Genomic DNA, 24,902 nt, shown 5'->3' with positions numbered 1-24,902 from the left:
CGTTTAAACCACCGCCTCCATGCCCAACGCCCGGCGTCCGCTGAAGATCTGCTGGCGTTTCTCCGGTAGCGGGTGGAAATGCATCGCCCGGATATCTCGGATGATCCGCTCCATCGGATGTCCCTGGAAGAACCCCGGACCACCCACTAGGCTGGCCGCCTGTTCCACGGTATTTTTCACCGCAGTGGTCGCGATGGTTTTCCGCGCCAGGATCGCATCACTGTTGTTAATGTCCGGTGTGAACCGGAAGTTGTCGTTACGGCTTACCATGTCGGCCAGTGCCAGTTTCGCAATGGTGAGTTCGTTCTGCATCTGCCCCACTTCGGATGCCAGGAAATCCTTACCGCTGGCAGCGTGCATCGCCAGATCCACGGCGGCTTCTGCTAATCCTACGTAACAGGACACAATGATCGGCATGGCGATCGGTAGGATCACGTCCCACATTGGATGCCACTGCCCGACCGGACGTTTAACGACAACCGCGGCCTCAGGCACAAATACATCGTCCATCAATACATCGTTGGAGCCGGTACCACGCATACCCAGCGTGTGCCAGTTGCTCTGAATGCTGATCCCCGGTGCAGAAAATGGGATCGCAAAATGCATCACCTGCTCCGGCTCACCGGAATGCGGATCAGCCGCCAGCACAGCGGAAGTGACAAACACATCCGCACCGGGACCACCGCTGACGAAGCGTTTATGGGCGTTGATGCGGTAACCACCTTCAATCGGGGTAGCGGTACCATTGGATTGCAGCCAGTCGTTGGCACCGGTCCCGGCAATAATCAGCTCGTTCGCTGCAACCTTTGTAACAGTGGCTTTTCCTTTTTCATCCCCACGCAGCGCCTTGAATACATTGAGCATCACCGGGTGTGAATGCATCGCATAAGCCAGTCCGGTAGAGCCGCAGTGATAGCCGATGGTACGCACGACATCACAGAGCGTTGTGTAGTCCGCCCCCCCGCCGCCAAACTGCACAGGAATCGCCATGGAGAACAGACTGGCGGCCTTAAGATCCCGATAGTTTTCGGCGACAAATTCGCAATTGCGGTCGTATGCCCCAGCTCGATCGGCAAAGGTTTTACCCAAGGCATCAGCCAGTCGGATCCATGCATCGTTGCTTGTTGTTGTAATTTTGATTGCTTCGGAATTCATGACGTGTCTCCTGTTAAGACGGATTTGGTGGGCGCCACGGCTGGCTGGAGCATCCTCTTCCCTGACAGGCCTGGGTGGAGCCGGGAGATTCTTTTTCACTCAGCCCATTGGCTGTGCACACTTGTAACCACGTTCGCTATAACAGAGCGCCGGAGAGCCTCCCTGTTTTGCACTGACCACCCGCCCCATAAACAGGCGATGGCTGCCGACATCGTGAAACGACACCAGCTCACAAGCCACGGCGGCAGCACTATCAGACAGTATCAGCGTATTGTTGTGCTCCCGATGCCACTTAGCCTGTGAAAAGTCGTAGCGGGCATGATCAGGCCCCATACCTGCAAAGCTGTCGGCCAGGTGTTTCTGTTCAGTGGAAAGCAGGTTGACGGTGAAACTGCCGTTCTCACCCACGGCATCACACAGGGGGCTTTTGCGGTTAATACCAATCATCACCATCGGCGGGTCGGCTGTGATCGAGTTCATGCAGGTCACTGTCAGCCCGAAACGGCCCCCGGGTCCGTCGGTGACCACCAGATTGACGCTGGATACGCGGCGGCTCATGGCATTCAGGAAATCCTGGCGAACTGCATCACAGTCCTGGGGAGAGTGCAAAGCCTCCTGCGGGGAAGGACACTCGGCATACTCGCTGCCGCGCATGGTCCTTATCTGATCCAAGGCTAGGCTGGTCATGGTGTTACCTCCGGCATAAGTTATCTGCTCACGATTCCATGATACGGCGCCTATAATTTTCAAATAGTACAAATTTTGTACTACGGTAGATTTCCATGTCTGGTACCTGTTTATGCCTAACTACGGCCAATTTTGCCCCGTTGCCAAGTCAACCGAATTGCTCGGCCAACCCTGGACGCTATTGATTATCCGCGAACTGTGCTGCGCCGATCAGAGCTTCAATAACCTGCGTATGGGGCTGCCCCTGATCTCTCCCACCCTGCTCTCTACCCGCCTTAAATTGCTGGAGAAACAGGGCATCATCTCGCGCAACAAGAACGGCACCAACGTCTCCTACAGCCTCACCGAAGCGGGTCAGGAGCTGAGCCCGATCATCATGGCGCTCGGGATCTGGGGCCAGCGCTGGGTGCGCAGTGACATGTCCGACAAGGATCTGGACCCCACCCTCCTGATGTGGGATATCCATCGGCGCATTGATACGTCGTTCTTCCCTGAAAAACGCTCAGTAATCTTTTTCCAGTTTGTGGATTACGCCGTGGCGATGCGATTCTGGTGGTTAATCGTTGAGGCGGGCAATGTGGATATCTGCCTGAAAGATCCGGGGTACGAACCGGACCTCTATATCAACGCCCAGCTAAAAGCGATGACTCAGGTATGGATGGGGGATCTCTCGCCCAGCGAGGCGCTGAAAGCAAAGACAATCGAACTGTCCGGGGATAAAACGCTGGTGCACTCGTTTAAGGATTGGATCGGCAGCAGTACCTTTGCCGAGTATCCGCCTGCCGGCAGCTGATCCACCAATAGCTAAGTCCCTCTGCGCCCCAATACTGAACCACGGGTTCACCGGGGTTGTCGAACCTATCAGTGTGTTTCGGAATCTGAGCGATGTACAAAGGTGAGCGATTTAATAGCATTACCCACCTGATTGGGGCTCTCGCCGCACTGGTGGGGCTCGTGGTCCTGGTCGTGCATGCCGCACGGCAGGGTGATCCCTGGCAGATAACCAGCTTCACCATTTACGGTGTCAGCCTGGTGCTGCTTTATGTCGCCTCCACCCTCTATCACAGCCTACGCGGCAAACTGAAAGAGCTGTTCCGCAAACTGGATCATCAGGCGATCTACCTGCTGATTGCGGGCACCTACACCCCCTTTACCCTTGTGAGTTTGCGTGGTTTCTGGGGCTGGCTGCTGTTTGGTCTGGTTTGGGGAATGGCGCTGATTGGTATGACACTGGAGTTTATCCATCAGCGGCGGGTCCGCTGGTACTCGCTGGTCATCTATCTGGTAATGGGTTGGCTGATGGTAATCGCCATTGTGCCGCTGCTGGACGTGCTGCCATTGGGCGGTTTTATCTGGCTACTGGCCGGCGGGCTCTTTTATACCTTGGGGATTCTGTTCTACCTGCGTGATGGACATATGCCGCACGCCCATGGAATCTGGCACCTGTTTACCATGGCAGGCAGCGGATGCCACTATGTTTCCGTGTTCTTTTTTGTCGCCTGAACCCGCTATTCCAAGGACTCACGGGACCAAAGCCCCTGATTTTAGCCATTCGAGATGGCCCCTCAAATATCGTACACCAGCGGTTCGTTGGTCTCGCAATGATAATCGAGGATAAAATTGACCAGCGCGTCCGGCGGCATCGGTTTCGCCACCAGATAGCCCTGCATCTCGTCACACCCAAGACCGATCAGAAAGTTCTTCTGTGCCTCGTTCTCCACACCTTCAGCGATTACCTGCAGTTTCAGGCTATGCGCCAACGCGACGGTAGCGCAAATGATGGCAGCATCATCAGGGTCATGCTCCAGATCTCGCACAAAGGCCTGATCGATCTTCAGCCTATCGGCCGAAAATTGCTTCAGATAGGCCAGCGAGGAGTAACCCGTGCCAAAATCATCAATGGCGATACTGATCCCCTTGTCACGCAGAGCGACCAGTGTCCCCAATGCCGCATGCACATCCTCCATCAGCATGCTTTCGGTGATTTCCAGCTCCAGTAAGGATGCGGGCAGGTCGCTCGAACTCAGCGCGTTATCCACCTGATCCAATAGATCCCTGGGGTTATGAAACTGACGGGCCGACAAGTTAACGGCCACCTGAATCGACTGGCCTGTTCGCCGCTGACATAAGCGCGCCTGGTTGCAGGCTTCATGAAGCGCCCAATTTCCAATGTCGCAGATCAGTCCACACTGTTCCGCCACATCAATAAATTCGCCGGGATATAACAATCCCAGCTCAGGGTGCTGCCAGCGTATCAATGCTTCCATACCAACCAGCCGCCCACTGCGCAGCTCGATCTGTGGCTGATAGTGCAAGCGGAATTCGTTCCGAAGCAGCGCATCGTGCAACTCGGTCTCCAACCGGAGCTGACGCTGAACCTGCGCTTTCATCTCGGCAGTGTAGAATTGGTAGTTGTTCTTACCGCTGTTCTTGGCACGGTACATGGCCAGATCCGCAGTACGCAGCAACTCCTTGCATTCACCGCCGTCAGCTGGATAGCGGCTGATACCGATGCTTGCAGTGAGGTGTATCGTTTTATCGCCCACCTGATAGGGTTTCGCCAGCGTTGTCAGCACCTTTTCCGCCAATCGTGCCTGATCGATTCCAGCCTGAGGTTCCCTCACCAACAGGGTAAATTCATCCCCACCGAGACGCGAAACCAGGTCATTAACACGGGTATTCTGCTTTAGACGTTCCGCAGCGATCCGAATGACCTGATCACCAAAATCATGCCCCAACGAATCGTTTATCCGCTTAAAACCGTCTAGATCGACGAATAGCACGGCAAACTCACGGCCCGAGCGGCTGGAATCAGCCACCGCCTGTTTCAGGTTTTGCAAAAAAGCACTGCGATTATAAAGGCCGGTCAGGTGGTCGAAGGTCGCCAGTTCGATCAGCCGCTCCTCTTTCGCCTTGGCTTCCGTGATGTCGGTAAACTGCCCCAGATAGTGGGTCACATGCCCGTCACTGCTGCGTACTTCACTCAGGGTAAGCGACTTGGGATAGAGCTCGCCGTTTCTACGACGGCCCAAAACCTCTCCCTGCCAGCGTCCTTTTTCTTCAACCACTTGCCATACGTGGCGATAGAGTTCCTCTTCCTGAGGCGCAAACACAAAGGCTTGGTGCGGCTTGCCTATCACCTGCTGCGCGCTGTAACCACTGATACGACAGAAGGCGTCATTCACTTCAATGATATTTTGGGCGTTATCGGTAATGATGACCGCTTCTGACGTATTCTCGAACAACTTGGCAGTCAGCCTGCGGCGCTCCTCTGCCTTTACACGCTCTTCGATCACCGTGATGCTGCCCCGTACCAAACGGTCTTCGCGGGAAGGAAACTGCACCAGACGGACCTCACACTGCACACCGTACCCTTTTGCATTGAGATGCTGCCACTCGAAGCAACAGGCGTCCCCCATCATGGCTCGCTCTATATAAGCTTTCGCCATTTCAGCCGACGGCTCGTCGTTGGGCTGATAGGGTGGCGAGATATCCTTTACGGATAAGCCCATCATCTGTTCATGGCTATAACCGAACAGCGACAGCGCATTGTCATTGGCATCCACAAAGCGAAAGGTGTTCAGGCTGAGCAAAACCACGGCTTCCGGTGCGTTGTCGAAAATTGCGCGGTAACGGTTTTCACTGGTGCGTAGATCAACGATCAAGCTCGCCTGTTCGCGCTGCTTTTGGCGCAAGGTCGCGTTCTTTTCAACCAGCTCGCGGGTCGCACGTTTTACCTGCCCCTCCAGCCGATTGGAGAGACGCTGCAAAGCCTGCTGCGCCCGCTCCCGCTCGTGAATCACGGCACAGAGCAATAATCCACACAGGGCCAGGCAGCACACATATACCTGCTGAAGTAACAGGGAATGGGGAATATCATCTGACACAAAGGGGCCATAACCTGCCAACGTACCGTTGATTGCAGTCAGGGCCAGAAATAAAACACTTAAGGCGCTACCGCGATGGACAAAGCGATAAGCTACCGCCACCAGCAGCGGCACGGGCAGGAAAGCAAACGGAGCATTATTCAGCTCGATAGCCCCCCAGCCACCGAATACGATGCCACCCACGCTGACAACCAGCACAACGAATAACACTTTTTCCCGCCAGTTTCGTTGCGGGGTTTTATACCTGCGGGCAAAGGAGAGGATGAGCGGTGCGAAAACCAACGCCCCTACGACATCGCCTAGCCACCAAACGTTCCAGATATGCAGAAACTGTGCAAAGGGATTCTCAGCCTGCCAGGTAGTAACGGCATGACTCCCCACGGCTGCCCCCAATGCGGCAGCAGCCATTACACACACGGTGAAGTGGATGACCTGACGGTAGTAGTTGAGGAAATAGCGACGGGAGACAAACCGACTGACCAGAAACCCGACGAGAAACGCTTCCAGGCTGTTACCTATAGCGATCTGCAGCGCCGTCAGGCTGAGCTGATCTACTTGCCAGTTAACGGTAAACGCCCCAAGAAATACGCCGGGCAGCAAACGGTATCCACCCAGCAGTATGGCGGCAACGGCAATGCCCGTGGGCGGCCAGAACGGACTAGCGTAACCATCTACCGCCATACCGAGGGCCAGCTTCGCCGTCAGGAAATAAACGAGGGCTAAAAGAAGATTTTTGGTAAGCGGTGGCAGTACTGTGGCGGTTAACCGCATAACGTAATCATCCTTAATTAGCACAAGTTAACTAGCGTCCCATATGACGGGCTGTCGCTGAATTCGGTGCCATCCTTTCGACCTTAATCGTAGGATTCAAACAAGAATTCGGCAGAAACTGTTTCTTATGTGGCAAACCCAACAGGCCATATCGCTTCTATTGCAGGTCATTCTTTGCTGTATTGCACTATAGAAGCAGAACACCATTTTAAACAGCTATATCCTACAATTATTTATGGTTAATTAATTATATCCCCTAACCTGAAGTGCCTCCCTCTCCTCGTTGTAGGCCTCAAGCGCCATCAGCACCAACCGTTGCGCTTCCACTTTTCCCGGTTAGTGAAGGTAAAATCCTGCTCGACTGCATGCGGCATGCCCGGTGATCTTGCCTGCTGCTTTCTCATAGTATTTGGCCGGTTCTCGCATGTTGTCTGCAAAAACAGGCAACTCAAGGGCCATTTTTGCATCTTGACCGTTTTTCAATAAGTTAGATGCCGCCAGCCCATTGATGAGATCGCATGTACGTCAACCGGACGTCATGGACCGGCAAAAAGTCGCCTCTTTACCTGGATAAATGTGGAAACCGGCTTACCGCACTCGCTGTTCCTCTTCCCCCGGCTACAACTAAAGTGGAATAATGGAATGCATAATTAATACTCAATAAAACAAGCAAGGCCGATTGCAATGACAGAAACAACCCGAGGTCGCCTGACGACCCGTACGATCGCGATGCCCGCCGATACCAACCCGGCAGGCGATATTTTTGGTGGCTGGGTGCTGTCTCAGATGGATATGGCGGCAGGGATTTGCGCCGGTCAGCGTGCGCAGTGTCGTGTGGTAACTGTATCACTGGATACAATGAGCTTTATCCGCCCAGTAAAGGTGGGTGACATTCTGGGTGTGTACACCGACATCGAATCGGTGGGCCGTACTTCCATCAACGTGCATGTGGAAGCCTGGGTACGCCGTGGCCGTATCGGTCATCGTGAAAAAGTGACCGAAGCGATCTTTAAGTTTGTGGCAATTGATGACGAGGGTAAACCAACCCCGGTACCGGAAAAGGAAGACCTGCCTGCGTACGCGTTGGAAGGTTATTCGGTGGATGACCTCCGTTAATTGGTTTTGACCAACGAAAAGGGGCAACACGTTCTGAGGTTGCCCCTTCTCTTGTCTCTTATATTCACTCCACCTGCGCTATCCCAACGCCATCTCAACGTTCACTAAGAGACAGTCAAACTGGCGGCTTGGGTCGTTTTCAGCGACTGCCCTGGTCACCTCCGCTAAACCTCTCTCCATTGCAGCTGTAAGCCCTACGCCGCGATAAGTGCAAATCCACTTTTTATGATTGCAACCATTTCCGAATATCCTCCTGCGACGGGATTGAACCGCTATGGACCAGGGTTTCATCAATCACCACAGCAGGTGTGCGCATCACCTGATACTGCATAATTGCTTCAGGGCTGGTCTCCTTAACAACCTCTACGTTTGCGCCAACAGCCTCAGCCACACGTTCGATCACTTCAGCCGTTTTTGTACATTTGGCACAGCCGGTACCCAATACTTTTACAGTAATCATTTTATTTCCCTACTATTCAGTGGCGGTTACAGCGCAAATGCCACGTTGAAGATCCATCCCATTACGGTGAAGGATAGCAATAGAATGACAAAAATCAGCGCCAACAGACGCCACTGCATGACCTGTTTCAGCAAGATAAATTCAGGGAAGCTCGCCGCCACTGTACTCATGCAAAACGCCAGTGTTGTGCCCACAGGCAACCCCTTCAGCAGCAGACTTTCCATCACCGGAATGACACCTGTAGCATTGGAGTATAGTGGAATGCCCATCGCCACAGCGGCAGGTACCGACCACCACTGACCATCCCCCAGATGGGATTCCAGCCAACCTTCGGGTACGAAACCGTGCAGTCCGGCACCTAAGCCTACGCCGATGATGACCCACTTCCACACTCGGCTGAAAATATCCTGCGTTTCTGCTTTGGCGAACGCATGGCGCTCCTGAAAACTCAGCGCTCTCGCCTCTTCAACATCCAACTGCCCCATGTGTTCCTGCGCTTGCTGATAGGCCTTTGCAGCAAAAGGCTGTAACCAGCGTTCGGCCCGCATAAGATCAAGCAACACACCGCCCAGGATACCGATGCTCATCCCCACCAAGACATAGATAATTGTGAACTCCCACCCCATCAATCCCAGCAAGAGCAATACCGCTACTTCGTTAATCAAAGGCGAGGTCAGCAAAAATGCCATGGTGATACCCACCGGGATACCCGCGGAGGTGAACCCCAAAAACACAGGAATGCTGGAGCAGGAACAGAACGGAGTAATCGCACCAAAAGAGGAACCCAACAGGTAACCCAGGACGCGATGTCGCCCTGCGAGGTAACCGCGCGCCCGCTCCACATCCATCGCGGCTCTTATAAAAGAGACGACATAGATCATCACGATGAGCAATGCGAAGATTTTGGTGACATCTTCTACGAAGAAGTGCCATGCAGTGCCCCACTGTGTTTCAGGTGATAATCCGAGTTGTTGGTAGACAAGCCAATCGGCAAAGCGCGCAAAGCTTGAAAACATCTCGCTCTCCCTCCCATTTCCCTCAAAAAGGAAATACTACATTAGACACTCTATATATATGAAAATCATTATATATGGGACATCTAATATGTATAGCGCTATTTGTACCTGCTGCACGTTCGTTTGAGGGGCATCAAAAGATAGAGATGCCAACCTTGCGGTTGGCTGGCTTGCGGCGGCTTTTCTACGCCGGGATGTCCTAAAAAATGGTCTAAGCGAAGCTGATCTAAGGCATCAGCTTATAACGTCGTTCCGGTCGCCCCACACTTCCATAGCTGACTTCGGCATTTAGCTCGCTGGTACTGACCAAGTATTCCAGGTAACGCCGCGCCGTCGTGCGGCTGGCACCGATCTGCTCCCCCACCTCTTCCGCACTCAAGGATTGGGTCTGTTCGGTAAACACCTGGCGGATCTTATCCAGTGTGAGCACATCGATACCTTTCGGCAGACGGCTTTCCACCGGTGCACTCGGCGTACCGGTGACACCTCGTGGCAGGATAGTGTCCACGTCGCTTTGGGCAATCTGTCGCATCGCCTGCAGCTTTTCCCGATGTTTGATGTAGCTGTGCAGGGTTTCCTGCAAACGTTCGAACACCAACGGCTTCAATATGTAGTCGAACACGCCACCACGCAAAGCAGCTTGCAGGGTATCCACCTCCTTCGCCGCGGTGATCAGGATCACATCGGTTTCGCTGTTGTTGGCACGTAAATCTCTTAGCAGTTCCAGTCCGGTCCCGGTGGGGAACTGGATATCCAGCAACAGAAGCTCCGGCTGTAAGATGTCGGTGAGGTCCCTTGCTTCCTCCAGGCCGTGGGCCACACCCACCAGTTCAAAGCCCTCAATACGCTCCAGAAAGCGCCGCTGAATTTCGGCGATCTGCTGATCGTCTTCTGCGATTACTACTCGAATAGGATTCATTTTTATTATCACCCCGCGTCCTGTTCCGGGTGGAACTCAGCGGAGCGCGGCTCCCTTTGCTTCGGTATATAAACGATAAATCGGCTGCCGGTGTCAGCCACCGGCTCCAGCGTTATTGTTCCGCCCAGATTGGTCAGCAGGCTCTTGACCAGGTGCAGACCGATACCATGCCCCTCCTTGCCTTTGCTGCTGACCCCTTTCTCAAAGATGCGCTGCTGTTCGGACTCACAAATGCCCGGCCCCTGATCCTCTACTTCGAAGATCAGGTCGTTGCCCAAGTCGGTCATCGACAGGGTGACTTCACCGTTCACACCGTTGTGTTTCAGTGTGGCTTCCAGCGCATTGTCGATCAGGTTACCCAGTATGCTCACCAGCTGTTCCCGTGGCAGATGATCCGGCAGCTCGGTCATTCGGCTTTCCGGGTCGATTTTCAGACGCAGGCCCAGCTCACGGGCACGGTTGTATTTGCCCAGCAGGCACCCGGCCAGAATCGGATCGGGCACGGCATCAAGCAACAGGCGGATCAGTTTCTGATGGCTGCGGGTTTCCTGCCCGATCAGCGCCAGCGCTTCTTCGTTAGCGCCGATCTGGATCAACCCGGCGATGGTGTGCAACTTGTTGGAATATTCGTGCGCCTGGCTACGCAACGTATCGGCATACTGCTGGATACGGGTCAGCTTCTTGCTCACCAGATCCAGCTCGTCTTTGCGGCGGAAACTGGAGACCACGCCGGTAATCTGGTCACCCTGCTTCAGGGGCAGGCGGTTGGCGATGATGCAATAGTGATCACGCCAGACCTCCTGGTCATACTGAGGTTCACCGGTTTGTAACACCTCCAGCAGGGAACTGTCCGGCAGCACATCCTCCACTTTTTGACCGATCAAGCGCCCCTCTTTGGGCAGGCCAAGCGTAACGATGGCGGTCTGGTTAATGGTCGTGATCTCACCCTTGCTATTGATCGCAATGATGCCCTCACGCACTGACTCCAGAATCGCCCGCTGTTCGTCAAACAGGTAAGCGATTTGCTCTGGCTCCAAACCGAATATCGCCCGCTTGAAATGATTGGCAAACCACACGGCGATCATCGCGCTTAACATAAACGATAAAGCGATTACTGCAATCAAGGTTAAGCGGTAGCGGTGGATAATGTCAGCCACCCGATCGAGGTCATACCCGACGGATATAACCCCCACAACGCGGTTGCCATCGGTACTGAAAACCGGCGCCTTACCACGCATCGACCAGCCCAGGCTGCCCAGCGCCTTGGAGATATAACCCTTTCCATGTATCAATGCTTGAGAACTGTCGTCACCGTCATCATCGGCCATGGAAAGGCCGAGTTTTTCAGGATTGGGGTGTGCCAGTCGGATAGCGTCACTGTCGCCAATAACCACAAAGCGTGCTTGGGTCTTTTCAGCGAGGCGCAGGCTGACCGGCTGCAGGTAACTGCTGTCGCGCCGCTCGATCGCCTCTACGATGATCGGCAGTGCCGCGATGGTTTTCGCAACGTGCAGGGCACGCTGGCCGATCTGTTCATCCAGCGACTGCTGCAGATAATGAACGGCGAACAAGCCGATAAACCCGGTCTGGACCAATGCCATCAAACCAAGAATCAGGATCATCCGGCTTTTGAGTTTGAGTCGATTCAGTAATTTCATTGTTTTTATTATGGAACCTTCGAACAAGTCGTGCAGGTACTTAGCATGCCCTCTGGGTACTGGCATTCGGGGTGTTTCACAATCAACAAAGGAATACGCGGCAATATTCATGTATTGCAAGCAGTCCTGACGCCGAGTGTGGCCCCCCCCCGGGAACCTGCGGCTATCCAGAGCTTAGCCAATCCCCGTTTTAAAGGCCCGTGAACAATATGAACAAAATGTCTTAAAGGGTTTAAAAAGCCTTTAAAACCACAATCTGTTCACAAAATAAACGGCGATCTAACTTAGGGGCATACACAAAAACAACAACGAGGCATGTGTCCCATGTTCAGCAAATCTCCTTTCCGTAAACGTTCTTCCCTCGTCGCTGCAGTCCTGGCAGGTTGCCTGACCGCAGGTGCATCTTTCAGCGTATCCGCTGTTGAAAGCATCCACTTTCTGATCCCTGGTGGTGCCGGTGGTGGCTGGGACGGCACGGCGCGTGGTACCGGCGAAGCGTTGTCCAAATCCGGTCTGGTAGAGAGTGTTTCCTACGAAAACATGTCCGGCGGCGGCGGTGGTAAAGCGATCGCGCACCTGATCGAAACGGCCGATCAGAAACACGACACCCTGATGGTGAACTCCACCCCTATCGTGATCCGCTCCCTGTCCAAAGTGTTCCCACAGTCTTTCCGTGACCTGACGCCAATTGCCGCCACTATCGGTGATTTTGGTGCCTTCGTGGTGAAAAACGATTCCAAGTACACCAGCTTCACGCAGGTTGTAGCGGACTATCAGGAAAACCCTCGCAGCGTGAAAATCGCCGGTGGTTCTGCCCGTGGTTCCATGGATCACCTTGTTGCGGCGATGGCCTTCAAAGCTGCAGGCGGCGACCCACGCAAAGTTCGTTACGTAGCCTACGATGCGGGCGGTGACGCGATGGCGGGCCTGCTGTCCGGCGAAACCCAGCTGCTGTCCACAGGTTTCAGCGAAGCACTGGCACTGGCTGAAGCGGGTGAAGTACGCATTCTGGTAATGACCGGTAGCGAGCGCTCCGACGCAGCGCCGGAAGTGCCAACCCTGCAGGAACTGGGCTACAACGCCACCTTCGTTAACTGGCGTGGTTTCTTCGGTGCACCAGGCCTGTCTGAAGACCAGAAAGCCGAGTACGTAGACGTGCTGAAGAAGATGTACGACACCGACGCGTGGGAAAACGTGCGCGCCCGCAACGGCTGGACCGAGATCTTCAAACCAGATGCTGAGTTCATCAGCTTCCTGGAAGAGCAGGAAACTGAAGTAGGCGCACTGATGCGCGTACTGGGCTTCCTTAAGTAAACCGCACTTTGGGACTCACCCACCGGCAAGTTCCCTGTTCGGTATCCGGTGGGTGACGCTCCCAACCTGCTTTCTCTACCCTCCGGGCCCACTATCTGGCCTTCAGGGTGCCCGGAGTTTTTTACCAAGGCTGTTGTAGCAAAGCCTCTGGAGAATCCCATGAATATCTGTAAAGACCATATCGGCGGCATGACCTTCCTACTGCTGTCTGTCGCCTACGGTTATTACGCCGGTCAGATTCCGCTGTTACCCGGCGACGAATATGAACCGTTCACCGCTCAGACAGTGCCCAACGCACTCGCGATGCTGGGCGGCATCCTGTCTATCGCTTTGCTCGTAACAGCCGACCGTGGCGAAGGCAGTGGCCTGAAACTGCGCGGTTATGACTTTTCCTTAGTGGCCAAGCTGCTGGCACTGGTGGTGTTCTTCGCCTTGGCGCTGGAGTGGATCGGTTTCCTGCTGGCGACCATCGTGTTCCTGATCGGTGGCTACTGGCTGCTGGGTGAGCGTCGCGTCAAAACCCTGTTGGTTGCGTCGGTTCCTTTTGCCGTGGGCATCTGGGCGATCCTGACCCAACTGCTTGATATCTACCTGGCGCCCGGCGCCCTGTTTAACCAGATTTTCGGAGGCTAAGCGCTATGTGGGACGGTATTTTCACCGGGCTAAGCACAGCTGTGATGCCCTTTAACTTGCTGATGGTGGTGGTTGGCTGTTTCGCCGGTACCTTCATCGGAATGCTGCCGGGGCTGGGACCTATCTCTGCCGTAGCCCTGATGATTCCTATCACCTACGGACTTGATCCATCCTCCGGCATCATCCTGATGGCCGGTGTGTATTACGGTGCAGTGTTTGGCGGTTCCACCTCCTCCATCCTGATCAATGCACCGGGTTGTGCCAGCACTGTTGTCACCTCGTTTGACGGTTATCCACTGGCACAACAGAAACAAGCGGGTAAAGCACTGGCACTGGCGGCGTATTCCTCCTTCACCGGCGGTACCATCGGCGCGATTATCCTGTTGTTTGCGGCCCCAGCCCTGGCCTCGGTGTCTCTGAGCTTCCAGTCCAGCGACTACTTTGGCCTGATGATCCTTGGCCTGACGGCCGTGGCGGCATTCTCCGGCAAGGGACAGGTGCTGAAAGCACTGATTATGACAGTGTTCGGTCTGATGATTGCGACGGTAGGCACCGACCTGAGTTCTGGTACACCACGCTTTACCTTCGGCAACATTGACCTGATCGACGGTATCAGCTTCCTGCTGTTGGCGATGGCCACCTTCGCCCTCACCGAAGTGGTGATGACTGTACTCAAAGGCCAACACAAGGAAGAAGAGGAAGAGATGGACATGAACTCGTTGGGCAGCATGAAGCTGAGCCGCGACGAGGTAAAACATGTTGCACCAACGATTGGCCGCTCCTCTGTATTTGGTTTCCTGGTGGGGGTACTGCCGGGTGCCGGAGCCACTATCGCGTCCTTTATGGCATACGGTCTGGAACGTAACCTGGCGTCTGCGAAAGAGAAACTTAAGTTTGGTAAAGGTGCCCTGCGCGGTCTGGCGGCACCGGAATCTGCCAACAATGCGGCATCTACCGGCTCGTTCGTACCACTGCTGACACTGGGTATTCCCGGCTCCGGTACCACCGCAATCATGCTGGGTGCACTGATCGCCTATGGCATCCAACCAGGTCCACGTCTGTTTATCGATAACCCGGACGTGTTCTGGTCGGTGATCATCTCCATGTACTTCGGCAACCTGGTACTGCTGATTCTGAACCTGCCGTTAATCCCATACATCTCCCGATTGCTGGTAATTCCGCGGCCGATCCTGATTCCACTGATCCTGTTCTTCTCCATCACCGGTGTATATCTGGTCAGCTTCAACACCTTCGATATCCACATGATGGCGATCATCACAGTCATTGCGATCTTCCTGAAGTTGCTGGAGTTTCCAATGGCTCCGATGCTGCTGGGTTTCATTCTGGGCGGCATTATGGAGACCAACCTCTCCCGTGCCCTGGTCATCTCCGACGGTAGCCTCGCCTTCCTGTGGGAGCGCCCACTCACCCTGAGTATCGTGACCGTCGCTGTGCTGGTGCTGTGTGCACCGCCACTGCTGGAACTGCGCAACAAACACCGTGCGGCCAAAGGCGAAGCCACCGACCGTGGCCCAGAAGCTGCCATCAACGAAGGCGAGGGCTGATTCTGATCGGGTCCGGTTGCCCCTCTCCCCGCAACCGGTCCTCTTCACTCTATTCAACCAATAACAAAAGACGAACCCAAACACACAGCAAGGAGGCCAGAAACTCACAAAAAAAACGACGGTTCCACAGCGCAAGACCTATCTCACTCTCCCCTGCATCACACTTCGCTCCGGTGCTGCCTTTTCAGTGCCTTAGGGGAGATTTTGTCTGAAAAACGGGGCACCGAAGCGGTGACACTCCATATAAAAATAACAGGTAGTAGATAATGAAAAACCCGATCGCAAAAAGCGTCTTAGTAGCAATGTTGGGCATGGCCACGACTGGTGTAGCGCAAGCCGCGACGATCTATGAAGGTAACGGTCTGAAATACACCCTGAAGGGTGACTGGCAGATTCAGATGCGCCAGAAAGCGGGCGTGGACAAGGATCTGGATGTCGAGTTCGACGACCTGGAGCTGAAAAACTCCATCGTCTACGATCTGGACAACAACCTGCAAGCGTTTGGTCAGTTGGATTACAGCTTTGACGGTGAAGGCAACGACTCCAGCAAAGAGAGCGCGAAGCTGGAAGAAGCCTACGTGGGACTGCAGTTTGATAACGTAGCGGTCGCTATCGGACGTCAGAACCTGGCGGGGGACGAGTTTGGTGTAGAAGCCGCGCTTGAAACCCATACCGCACAGGACCGTTTTGAGCAGGTTGCCGATAAGGGTGATGACGTTATCCGTGTGGATGCGAAGTTCGACAACCTCACCGTTATCGCGTCTGCACTGGTTTCAGCCGACAGCACCGCCAACGGTGACGGCGAAGCATTCGACCTGTTTGTGGCGACTAAGCTGGCAGGTGTTGAACTGGCCGGTGCATACCAGACCTACGAAGCCAACGCAGCAGGTTCTGAAGACCAGAACACCTGGGGGCTTAGTGCCGCATACAGCTTTGGCTCCGTGGCTCTGGCTGCTGACTACAGCACCACCGACACCGGATCTGCAGGGGATAAGGATGTTTCCAACCTGGTAGCTGTATTCAAGCTGTCGCCAACCACCAAAACCGCAGTGGGCGTGGTGAAGTCTGACGAAGGTGCAACCGACACCACCGAATGGTACGCCAATGTGCAGTACCAGTTCCCATCCCAGAAAAACGTAAGCCTGTTTGCAGAGATCGCTGATACCGACGAAGCAGACTCTGACCTGGGTTACCTGGCAGGCATGCGAATCAAGTTCTGATCGTATTTTTCCGAAGGCCCTACCCCTTCAGGCACTTCGGGACGAATCACTTGTGCTTTTAAGTTTTGGCCGGGTTCTTACCCGGTCTTTTTTGTTGGTTGTTGATTGGCGCAATAACTAAAAAGGGCTGATCCGTTTTGCGGTATCAGCCCTTTCTATTTTCCTCGTTCCCACGCTCTGCGTGGGAACGCATATGCATCCTCACTATAGGCGCATACCCTATGGGTTCCCACGCGGAGCATGGGAACCAGATATTTTCCTACACGCGATACTATTGAACCAAGTGCTCGTAGCGCTTATCGGTCAGCGTCTTCATAAAGGCTACCAGCGCATCGATGCGTTTCTCTTTCAATGCAGGACCGGACTCCAGCTCCTTCAGCGAGATGTTTGCTGCCACTTCCGGGTTACCCCAAGCCTTGCCGGTTTCCGGGTTGATCTGGCGCTTGGCACTGCGGCTGTTGTACTTGTCATAGAACAGCACCACAGTGCGCAGATCCTGGAAAACGCCGTTGTGCATGTACGGACCGGTCACCGCTACGTTACGTAGGGTTGGCACCTTGAACTTACCCGCCTGCTTTGGATCGCTCACCTGCGGGTTGTCCAGCAGGCCGCGGTCTACGTGATCCGCCGCCACACCGTTTTTCGCACGCGCTGCCGTGTTCACCGGCACACCAATGTTGTGGTACTCGTAATTGGTGAACGTCTCCTGTGGATGACGCTGGGAAGTCTGCAGCTGGTGACACTGGTTGCAGTTGGTGAACTGCTGCGAGAAGAACAAGGTACGCCCCAACTCTTCCTGTGCCGTCAGTTTGTATTCACCCCGCAGAAAGCGGTCATACTTTGAGTCGAACGGCGCAAACAGCTCGGTCCGTTCGAACGCCGCTATGCTGTCGGCTATCGCACCGTACGCCTGCTCTGCATCCGCAAAGATCTCGTCACCGTAGATCGCTTTAAAGCTTTCAACGTAAGCGGCATTTTCCAGCAGGCGCTCAACCGCGACGGTTTTGGATGGCAGGCCCATCTCAATCGGGTTGGTTGGCGGACCACCGGCCTGACCAGCCAGACCGGATTCACGGCCATCGTGGAACTGACCACCCATGTATTTGCCGTCGTCGGTCAACTGAAACTTCGGGCTGAACATGGCGTACGCTGCAGTAGGCGCGTTGCGATCACCTAAGGATTTACCGTCATCCCCCAGTGATACGGCGCCGTTAACACCGTTGTCACGCGGATCGGCAAAACCTCTATCCGGTGCGTGGCAGGTGGCGCAGGACTGTGTCCGATTGCTGGACAGGTTGCTATCAAAGTACAGCTGTTGACCCAATTGCGCCTTCAGCACGTCCTGGTCTGCTACCTTACTTTCCACGCCACTGTTGCTGACACAACCAACAAGCAACAATGCCAAGCCAACACCTGCAATCGATCGAATAGAATTAGACACCCACAACCCTCAATTACAAACCAACTGATAATTACTTTGATTTGCAATTATACACAAATCGGGCTGGTATGGATTGATTTCAATCAGCTTGGGTTATGAAGATCTCTATCTGGACAACACTATTTACCTGTTGGCTTAGTAGTCCAAGACTCTTCAGCATTGGCCATCTGGGCCTGCGGATTACGGTGTGATGCTTCCGGCCAGTCCTCGAACGGGAATGGTTTGGTGTCACCGTTAAATGTCAGATAACGCATCACCTGATAAACATAGATGCTCAGGCTTTTACCAAAGAACAGTAACCGTTCGTTGGCTGCACCGGTTACAAGCGATAGGAAAAACTGGAAAATCACAACCGCGGCAATCACCAGCTCGGCAACGGTATAGAAGATCACGAAAAGCAGCATGTACAGCAGCCGCATCCAGATAGTGCGACGGGATAGGTTTTGTTTTACGTTCATCGTAAACTCCCATAGCTGTAGTGGGGGGATTTCTACATACAGTATATGTGGGATTTAGCGATGTTCTGACTGTAAAGCAGATAAAAAAAAGCCGACTCGAGGAGTCGGCTTAACCTGCTAGTATCGATTGGATCAGAGACTTCCCAGACCCAAAGTCGTCAGGTTGTGCTGACGTATGGTTTTCAGGAGCTCGGCATCATTCACCAGCGACTCCTTGTATGAAGGGATCATTTCTTTAATCTTCTGCTGCCACTCGTCGCTGTTGGCACGATCACGGAAGCAGTTTTCAACAACCTGAACCATGGTTGGTACCGCAGTGGACGCACCTGGAGAAGCGCCCAGCAGCGCTGCCAAAGTACCGTCTGCGGCAGAGATCACCTCAGTGCCAAACTCCAGTTTGCCGCCGAGTTCAGGGTCCTTCTTAATAATCTGTACACGCTGACCTGCGTATGCCAGTTCCCAGTCCTCGTTTTTTGCGCCTGGGTAGAACGTACGCAGAGCGTCACAACGGGAGTCGTGTGTCTGCATCACTTCGCTGATCAGGTAGCGGGTGAGATCCATGTTCTTGGCGCCCACGTTCAACATAGGTTTCAGGTTGCCTGGCGTAACAGATTTGAACAGGTCCAACTTAGAGCCGGTTTTCAGGAACTTGGTGGTGAAACCTGCGAATGGACCAAACAGCAGTGCTTTTTTACCGTCGATCACACGGGTATCCAGGTGCGGTACGGACATCGGAGGTGCACCGATTGGCGCCATGCCGTAAACCTTGGCCATGTGTTTTTCAACAACGTCCTGGTTTTTGCAGACCAGCCACATACCACTGACCGGGAAACCGCCGTAACCCTTACCCTCTTTGATACCGGATTTCTGCAACAGCGGCAGCGCACCGCCACCCGCGCCCAGGAAAACAAAGCCGGCATTGATTACTTCTTTTGCACCCGTCTGCTTGTTCTTCAGCTCAACGGTCCAGCGTTTATCAGCGCCCTGCTCCAGATCTTCCACAGAGCGGTTCAGCATCAGCTCGAAGTTTTCCTGTCCTTCCAGGTACTCAACCATGTTACGAGCCAGCGCGCCGAAGTTAACGTCTGCGCCGTGGCGTACACGTGTACCGGCCACTTTCTCATCCGCAGAACGGTTCTGCATCACAAGTGGCATCCACTCACGCAACACATCATGGTCTTCGGAGTATTCCATCTCCGCAAACTGAGCAGTGTTGCTAAGGGCTTCGTAACGGTTACGCAGGAATTCAACGTTGTCTTCACCCCACACGAAGCTCATGTGTGGAACGTTACTGATGAATTTGGATGGTTCCGGAAGAACGTTTTGATTTACCAGGTAGGACCAGAACTGCAGACTAACTTCGAAGGCTTCATTGATATTGAAAGCCTTTGTAGGGTTTACACCGCCATCTGCAGTTTTCGGCGTGTAGTTAAGCTCACAGTAGGCTGCGTGCCCCGTACCGGCGTTGTTCATCGCGTCGGTACTTTCGTGTGCAACATGATCGAGACGTTCAACCATGCAAATCTTCATAGATGGGTCTAACTGCTTGAGCAACATACCTAGGGTTGTGCTCATCGCGCCCGCCCCAACGAGCAACACATCAACTGTTTTTGTGGTCATAACAACTTCGCCATTCAATAGTAAATAATGGTATTTGAGATGACACCGAGAACAGAGCTTGTGGCTGCTGAGCTGGCTTGGCCTGATGGTAGTTCAGAGTAAACCTGCTGAATCCCCGGAGATCTCTCACGAAGCACTCGCCGCCTGTGCCGGAATAACCACAGGATTGTTACAGTTTTAATCAGCGGTGCTCTTCTTTTGCCGCAGAATTATACCCATTCCGCAGACGATGTCTTGTGCAACGCGATAAAACTCATTATCCATTTGGAGTATTGCTAGTCTAAAGTCGAATAAGCTTTCAGCTACGGCTCTACTAACGAATAACGTCACAACCTAATCCAAGGTAAAAACACCACAACTATATAACTTTCATAAATATCTAAAATAACCTATATGAATGTACTCATCTCTGCGCGTCACACTATCAGACACCAGAACGGTGTATTTTGTTTGCAGTAATGCGGTGACGGGTTATTCCGGAAACGGCAGAGATGCTGCAGTACAGCAGAGATGAACGATGAAGCGGAGTCCGGTGACTCTTAAGGAACAACGAAGGTATTCCTGTAGGAAGAAGATAAAGTGGAAGGGAGAGGCTGTGTTTCCTGTTCATAACATACCGGACGACAACATTCGGGCCGCCACCCGCATCCGATAGCCTTTGACGAAGAGACTCCTTTTCACTCCGCCGTGTCACTGCCCCTTCCAGCACAGCAACCAGCCAGCCCCATCTGGAGAAACGTTACACAAGTAGCTGATAGAGCAGCACGAACTCAGCCACGATAAACAGTGGAATAAAATGTTTAATCAAATACTCAGCTAACATCGTCCTGCTCCTTATCTGCTATTGAAACTGGCTCGGTAACAAGCCAGCACTCCTGTTCAGTGTTATTTGAGCATCAGCAAATCAAGTGCCAAAAATTAAAATAATATTAATTTTCAACAACTTAATTGAAAATCCATTTAAATACGCCCATAGACGCATTCGGTTAATAGGCAACAAGCCAACTAAGCCGTCACCAATCAGAGACAGCATTCACACCGAATCATCAATAAAACACCATAAATCAACAACTTAACCTGTCATCAATTTGCGACATACCGAACAACAGGCCTACAACAAAGCTGATCAAAATAACTACAGTTATTCCCTTTTTATTGATCTGGGTGGTCTCTTTGTGGCTCCAGCCCCACTACACTGTAGCTGAGGGCCATCTCATACTGTTTTTGAACACAACCAAAATTACAGGGGATGTTAGTTATGTTGACCTACAAAGAATGCTTGGACCTGTGTGGTCTGGAACCGGGCGAAGTGGATGCCATTGCTGAACATGAGCACGTTGAGCCCATTGTTGCAGCTGCGTTAGGCAACTATCTGATCACCCACAACGGCGAACAGAAGATTCGCAAAATCATCATGGACGATATTAAAAAAGCTGAAGCGAGCGGAGATAAACAGCATTGTGCTGTCCTAAAACAAGTGCTGGCGCACTTTGTCGCAAGCCACCGAGGCTGATCATAAAACGTTCCGTTATAAGCATGTGCAACAAGTGGCTATCTGTTCTTTAGATAGCCACTTGTCGTTTAAGGGCGCTTCCATTAACTTATGGACCTGAAGCGGTGACCCGCCGCCTACAAAGAGAAAAGCGCTAACATGGTATTTACCACGATCAACGAAGCGCTCTCCAGGGATCAGGAAAGCCAAACGGACTCGTCGTTGATGCTGCAGGTCTTTGACCGGATTGCACTGCCGACCTTCGTTATCGATAAGAACCACATCATTTTGCATTGGAACTGCGCCCTAGAGGCGCTGACTGGCCTCAGCAGGGAAGAGATGGTCGGTACGTCTAACCAATGGAAACCCTTTTACCAATCCCCTCGCCCCTGCCTGGCTGACCTGATCATCGACGGTGGGCACGACGCCGATGTTCAGCACTACTACCAAGACAAGTACCGCACCTCTGAGCTGATTCCTGACGCCTATGAAGCGGAAGATTTCTTTCCCGAATGTGGTGAAAGTGGGGAATGGCTGCATTTTACCGCGGCCAGCCTGAAGGACGACAACGGCACAGTGATCGGCGCAATTGAGACGCTGGACAATATCAGCCCACGTAAAAAGGCTGAGTTTGAGCTGATTGAGCGGGAACGCAAATACCGCGAGCTGAGCATCACTGACGCACTGACCGGGTTGAACAACTCGCGCCGCTTCTACGAACAACTAGAGCTGTCCATTGAGGCCTCACGCCGCTACGGTCACACCTTCTCGCTCTGCTTCCTGGATCTGGATGACTTTAAACATGTGAACGACACCTATGGTCACATGGCGGGTGATCTGGTGCTGGAAACCCTGGGAACACTCATCAAAGCCAGCTTACGTAGCAGTGACTCGGCCTATCGCTACGGCGGTGAAGAGTTTGCGATCCTGTTGCCACTCACCGACCATGAGGGTGCGACCAAGTTTTCGGACCGTATTCGCGAAAGCCTGCGCAACTGCGATATCCCGGCATCGGCCGATACCCTGGTTAACGTCACCACCTGTGTGGGTATCACACAATACAAGGTTGGGGATGACACCCGTTTGCTGCTGGGCCGTGCAGACAACGCGCTGTACGAAGCAAAACGTCTGGGCAAAGACTGCACCCGGGTGGAACTGTAGATCCGATTGATATTTCACCGACCCGCGATTGTACTTGAGGTCAACGGCCCACCGACCGCACGTTGGGCGATGTGGCCAAACAGAAATTATAAAGCCGAGAAGAAAAGCGGGGATCTGAATAGATCCCCGCGGTTTTGAGTCGGATAGGCAGGCTGAATCAGGCGGAATGAGCTTCCGATGCAACCTGTTTACGGCTGTATACAAACAGCGCGACAAACAACGCGGCAGCCACTACATTCGCCACCAGCATGCCGTGCGGCCACAGCAGAACTATTCCCAACACACCGGACGCCAGTCGCTGAACCAGATTCAGCTGGCTCTCCAGGTAACCTTCCATGAAGCCCACCAGTGCGTAGATACCGAAGCAGGCGAAGGCGAAGATGCTCAGAACCTCCTCCCAACTGCCCCCGATAAACGAGGTGTAGGCAAACAGCAACGGCACGATATATAAGCCTTTTGCCACTTTCCATGCCATAAAACCAGTCGCCATGGGTGGCGTTTTGGCAATGGCCGCAGCAGCAAATGCGGTCAGGCAAACCGGTGGTGTGACATTACTGTCCTGCGACAACCAGAAGATAATCATGTGGGCAGACAACAGCGCCATTGCCAGGGCAGAGGGATCAAGGGCCATCTCAAGCAACTGATTTTTGAAGTCACCCGGCACCAACGACAGCAACAGTTGCGCATCAGTCTCACTCATCGGCGCTGTAAGCAACGCGGCTTTTTCCATATCCACCAGCATAAAGATGCTGTGTGCGGCCTCCGGTAGCTGACCGGCCACCATCATCGCCAGCAGCTGGCTTTCAGCAATCAGGCCGTACAATGCAGGAGCCGACAGGGTTGCCAGAACGATGTAGGACGCGGTTACCGGCAGCCCCATACCCAAGATAAGGGATGCCAGCGCGACCAGGATAAGGGTGATCATCAGGCTGCCACCGGCCCAGTCGGTCACCATCAGGGAGAACGTGTTGCCAATACCGGTCATCGCCACCACGTTCACTACCAGACCTACCGAGATCAGCAGCATGGAGGTGGTCGCCATGTTCTTGGAGCCCTGCGCAAGCGCATCCAGTATGTCACGGACACCCATCGGATGTTTGGACAACCAGGAAGACGCCACAACCGATATGATGGAGAAACCGGCTGCATAGGTCGGCGTAAAGCCGTAGATCAGCAGCGCAACCAGTACCACCAGTGGCAGCAGATAGTGCCAGCCATCCTTGAACACTTCACCAATCGGTCGCGTATCACTCTCAACCGCATGGGCATGGCTGCGCATCGCTTCCACACGCACAAAGAAGCCTACGGAGAGGAAATACAACAATGCTGGCAGCGCCGCGATGGCAATGATGTCTACGTATGGGATCTGGGTGTAAGACGCCATGATGAAGGCACCAGCCCCCATCACCGGCGGCATCAACTGACCACCCGTGGATGCGGCGGCTTCAACACCGGCTGCAAACTTCGCTGGGAAACCGGCACGGCGCATCAGCGGGATGGTGATTACACCGGTGGATACGGTGTTCGCCACGGAAGAACCGGACACGGAACCCATCAGGCCGGAACCCAGTACCGCCACAAAACCTGGTCCGCCGACAAAACGACCGGCTGCACAGCGGGACAATTCGATGATGAAATCGCCGGCACCGGACTTCACCAGAAAGGCGCCGAAGAGGATAAACATAAATACATAGGTCCAGGAGATACGGGCGATCTGGCCGAACATCCCCTCGGACGAGAAATAGCTGCGGTACAGCAGGGTTTCCAGGCTCAGGCCCGGGAAGCCAAAGACACCGTCAATATACTGGCCCCACCAGAAGACGTAGGTGAGCGCCACCAGAATCATGCTGGGGATAAACCAACCGGTGGTGCGGCGGGCCATCTCCAGGGTGATAAAGATCGCACAAACGGAGAACACCCAGTCCAGCTCGACGAATTTCACGCCCCGGTCGTACAACGCATCTTCAAAGCCGATCAGGTACAGCGTACAGAAGATGGCAGCAACCCCTAACAGCAGATCCAGTACCAGGGTCAGCCTTCGGCCAGCTTCGGTCTGGCAACGTACCATCGGCACCATCAAACCGCAGATCAGCGCAAATCCGGCAAAGTGGATCGCAGATACCCACAACTCAGACAGGGTACCTAGTGTATTGAAATAGATATGTGCCAGCGCAAACACCACACCAGCCCAGTAGATAAAACGACCGGCAAAGGAATCATCCGGGCGCTGTACCAGCTCCATGCTCTTCAGCTTCTCAGCTGTATCCTGATCGGTAACAGGGGTTTCGGAACTCATGATCAAATCCAGAACTTGCTCAACGGGAGGGAG

General features: G+C 53.6%; 20 protein-coding genes. 9 read left to right on the top strand and 11 right to left on the bottom strand.

Annotated features, from left to right (window positions below):
* Positions 1-3 precede the first annotated feature (3 nt).
* A complete protein-coding gene (locus tag QKW35_RS09000; protein ID WP_282352442.1) occupies positions 4-1,155 on the bottom strand; it encodes an acyl-CoA dehydrogenase family protein in 1,152 nt (383 codons plus the stop codon).
* A gap of 99 nt (positions 1,156-1,254) precedes the next feature.
* On the bottom strand, positions 1,255-1,842 hold the full coding sequence (locus QKW35_RS08995) for a flavin reductase family protein (RefSeq protein ID WP_282352440.1): 588 nt from the start codon (positions 1,840-1,842) through the stop codon (positions 1,255-1,257).
* A gap of 112 nt (positions 1,843-1,954) precedes the next feature.
* Between QKW35_RS08995 and QKW35_RS08990 the strand changes: the two genes are divergently transcribed.
* Positions 1,955-2,635: a winged helix-turn-helix transcriptional regulator gene (locus QKW35_RS08990; RefSeq protein ID WP_282352438.1), complete on the top strand. Its 681-nt coding sequence runs from the start codon at positions 1,955-1,957 to the stop codon at positions 2,633-2,635.
* Positions 2,636-2,727: 92 nt separating this feature from the next.
* Entirely contained in the window at positions 2,728-3,345 is a 618-nt protein-coding gene (gene trhA / locus QKW35_RS08985) for a PAQR family membrane homeostasis protein TrhA (RefSeq protein WP_282352435.1), read from the top strand.
* Positions 3,346-3,407: 62 nt separating this feature from the next.
* Here trhA and QKW35_RS08980 read toward each other — a convergent pair whose 3' ends face one another.
* Entirely contained in the window at positions 3,408-6,500 is a 3,093-nt protein-coding gene (locus QKW35_RS08980; RefSeq protein WP_282352432.1) for an EAL domain-containing protein, read from the bottom strand.
* Between the two features lie 684 nt (positions 6,501-7,184).
* Here QKW35_RS08980 and QKW35_RS08975 point away from each other — a divergent pair.
* A complete protein-coding gene (locus QKW35_RS08975; RefSeq protein WP_282352430.1) occupies positions 7,185-7,616 on the top strand; it encodes an acyl-CoA thioesterase in 432 nt (143 codons plus the stop codon).
* 223 nt (positions 7,617-7,839) lie between these two features.
* On the opposite strand, the gene QKW35_RS08970 is transcribed toward QKW35_RS08975, so the two are convergent.
* From QKW35_RS08970 to QKW35_RS08955, 4 genes are all read right to left on the bottom strand, one after another.
* The gene (locus tag QKW35_RS08970; RefSeq protein ID WP_282352429.1) at positions 7,840-8,076 is read right to left on the bottom strand and encodes a thioredoxin family protein; all 237 of its coding nucleotides are present in this window, start codon (positions 8,074-8,076) and stop codon (positions 7,840-7,842) included.
* A gap of 26 nt (positions 8,077-8,102) precedes the next feature.
* On the bottom strand, positions 8,103-9,092 hold the full coding sequence (locus tag QKW35_RS08965) for a permease (protein WP_282352428.1): 990 nt from the start codon (positions 9,090-9,092) through the stop codon (positions 8,103-8,105).
* 226 nt (positions 9,093-9,318) lie between these two features.
* Positions 9,319-10,011, bottom strand: coding sequence for a response regulator (locus tag QKW35_RS08960; protein ID WP_282352427.1), 693 nt, complete (start codon positions 10,009-10,011; stop codon positions 9,319-9,321).
* Between the two features lie 8 nt (positions 10,012-10,019).
* Positions 10,020-11,669: an ATP-binding protein gene (locus QKW35_RS08955; RefSeq protein WP_282352426.1), complete on the bottom strand. Its 1,650-nt coding sequence runs from the start codon at positions 11,667-11,669 to the stop codon at positions 10,020-10,022.
* A gap of 324 nt (positions 11,670-11,993) precedes the next feature.
* On the opposite strand from QKW35_RS08955, the gene QKW35_RS08950 reads away from it, so the two are divergent.
* The 4 genes from QKW35_RS08950 to QKW35_RS08935 all read left to right on the top strand — a co-directional run bounded on the left by QKW35_RS08950 (position 11,994) and on the right by QKW35_RS08935 (position 16,401).
* Positions 11,994-12,983, top strand: a complete 990-nt coding sequence (locus QKW35_RS08950) for a tripartite tricarboxylate transporter substrate binding protein (protein WP_282352425.1) — start codon at positions 11,994-11,996, stop codon at positions 12,981-12,983.
* Between the two features lie 159 nt (positions 12,984-13,142).
* Positions 13,143-13,616, top strand: coding sequence for a tripartite tricarboxylate transporter TctB family protein (locus QKW35_RS08945; RefSeq protein ID WP_282352424.1), 474 nt, complete (start codon positions 13,143-13,145; stop codon positions 13,614-13,616).
* A gap of 5 nt (positions 13,617-13,621) precedes the next feature.
* Entirely contained in the window at positions 13,622-15,181 is a 1,560-nt protein-coding gene (locus QKW35_RS08940; protein WP_282352423.1) for a tripartite tricarboxylate transporter permease, read from the top strand.
* 266 nt (positions 15,182-15,447) lie between these two features.
* Positions 15,448-16,401, top strand: a complete 954-nt coding sequence (locus QKW35_RS08935; RefSeq protein ID WP_282352422.1) for a porin — start codon at positions 15,448-15,450, stop codon at positions 16,399-16,401.
* A gap of 271 nt (positions 16,402-16,672) precedes the next feature.
* Here QKW35_RS08935 and QKW35_RS08930 read toward each other — a convergent pair whose 3' ends face one another.
* The 3 genes from QKW35_RS08930 to mqo all read right to left on the bottom strand — a co-directional run bounded on the left by QKW35_RS08930 (position 16,673) and on the right by mqo (position 19,920).
* Positions 16,673-17,842, bottom strand: coding sequence for a cytochrome-c peroxidase (locus tag QKW35_RS08930; RefSeq protein ID WP_425607995.1), 1,170 nt, complete (start codon positions 17,840-17,842; stop codon positions 16,673-16,675).
* 119 nt (positions 17,843-17,961) lie between these two features.
* A complete protein-coding gene (locus QKW35_RS08925) occupies positions 17,962-18,300 on the bottom strand; it encodes a DUF4389 domain-containing protein (RefSeq protein ID WP_282352421.1) in 339 nt (112 codons plus the stop codon).
* Between the two features lie 132 nt (positions 18,301-18,432).
* A complete protein-coding gene (gene mqo / locus QKW35_RS08920) occupies positions 18,433-19,920 on the bottom strand; it encodes a malate dehydrogenase (quinone) (RefSeq protein WP_282352419.1) in 1,488 nt (495 codons plus the stop codon).
* Positions 19,921-21,178: 1,258 nt separating this feature from the next.
* Here mqo and QKW35_RS08915 point away from each other — a divergent pair.
* Positions 21,179-21,433, top strand: a complete 255-nt coding sequence (locus QKW35_RS08915; RefSeq protein WP_282352418.1) for a hypothetical protein — start codon at positions 21,179-21,181, stop codon at positions 21,431-21,433.
* Positions 21,434-21,571: 138 nt separating this feature from the next.
* Positions 21,572-22,573: a sensor domain-containing diguanylate cyclase gene (locus QKW35_RS08910; protein ID WP_282352417.1), complete on the top strand. Its 1,002-nt coding sequence runs from the start codon at positions 21,572-21,574 to the stop codon at positions 22,571-22,573.
* A gap of 157 nt (positions 22,574-22,730) precedes the next feature.
* On the opposite strand, the gene QKW35_RS08905 is transcribed toward QKW35_RS08910, so the two are convergent.
* Complete coding sequence (locus QKW35_RS08905; RefSeq protein ID WP_282352414.1) at positions 22,731-24,869, bottom strand: TRAP transporter permease; 2,139 nt, start codon at positions 24,867-24,869, stop codon at positions 22,731-22,733.
* Between the last annotated feature and the right edge of the window lie 33 nt (positions 24,870-24,902).

Origin of the sequence: Pontibacterium granulatum, assembly GCF_029961155.1 — a bacterium.
GTDB lineage: Bacteria > Pseudomonadota > Gammaproteobacteria > Pseudomonadales > Balneatricaceae > Pontibacterium > Pontibacterium granulatum.
This window is presented reverse-complemented; position numbering and strand designations above follow the sequence as displayed.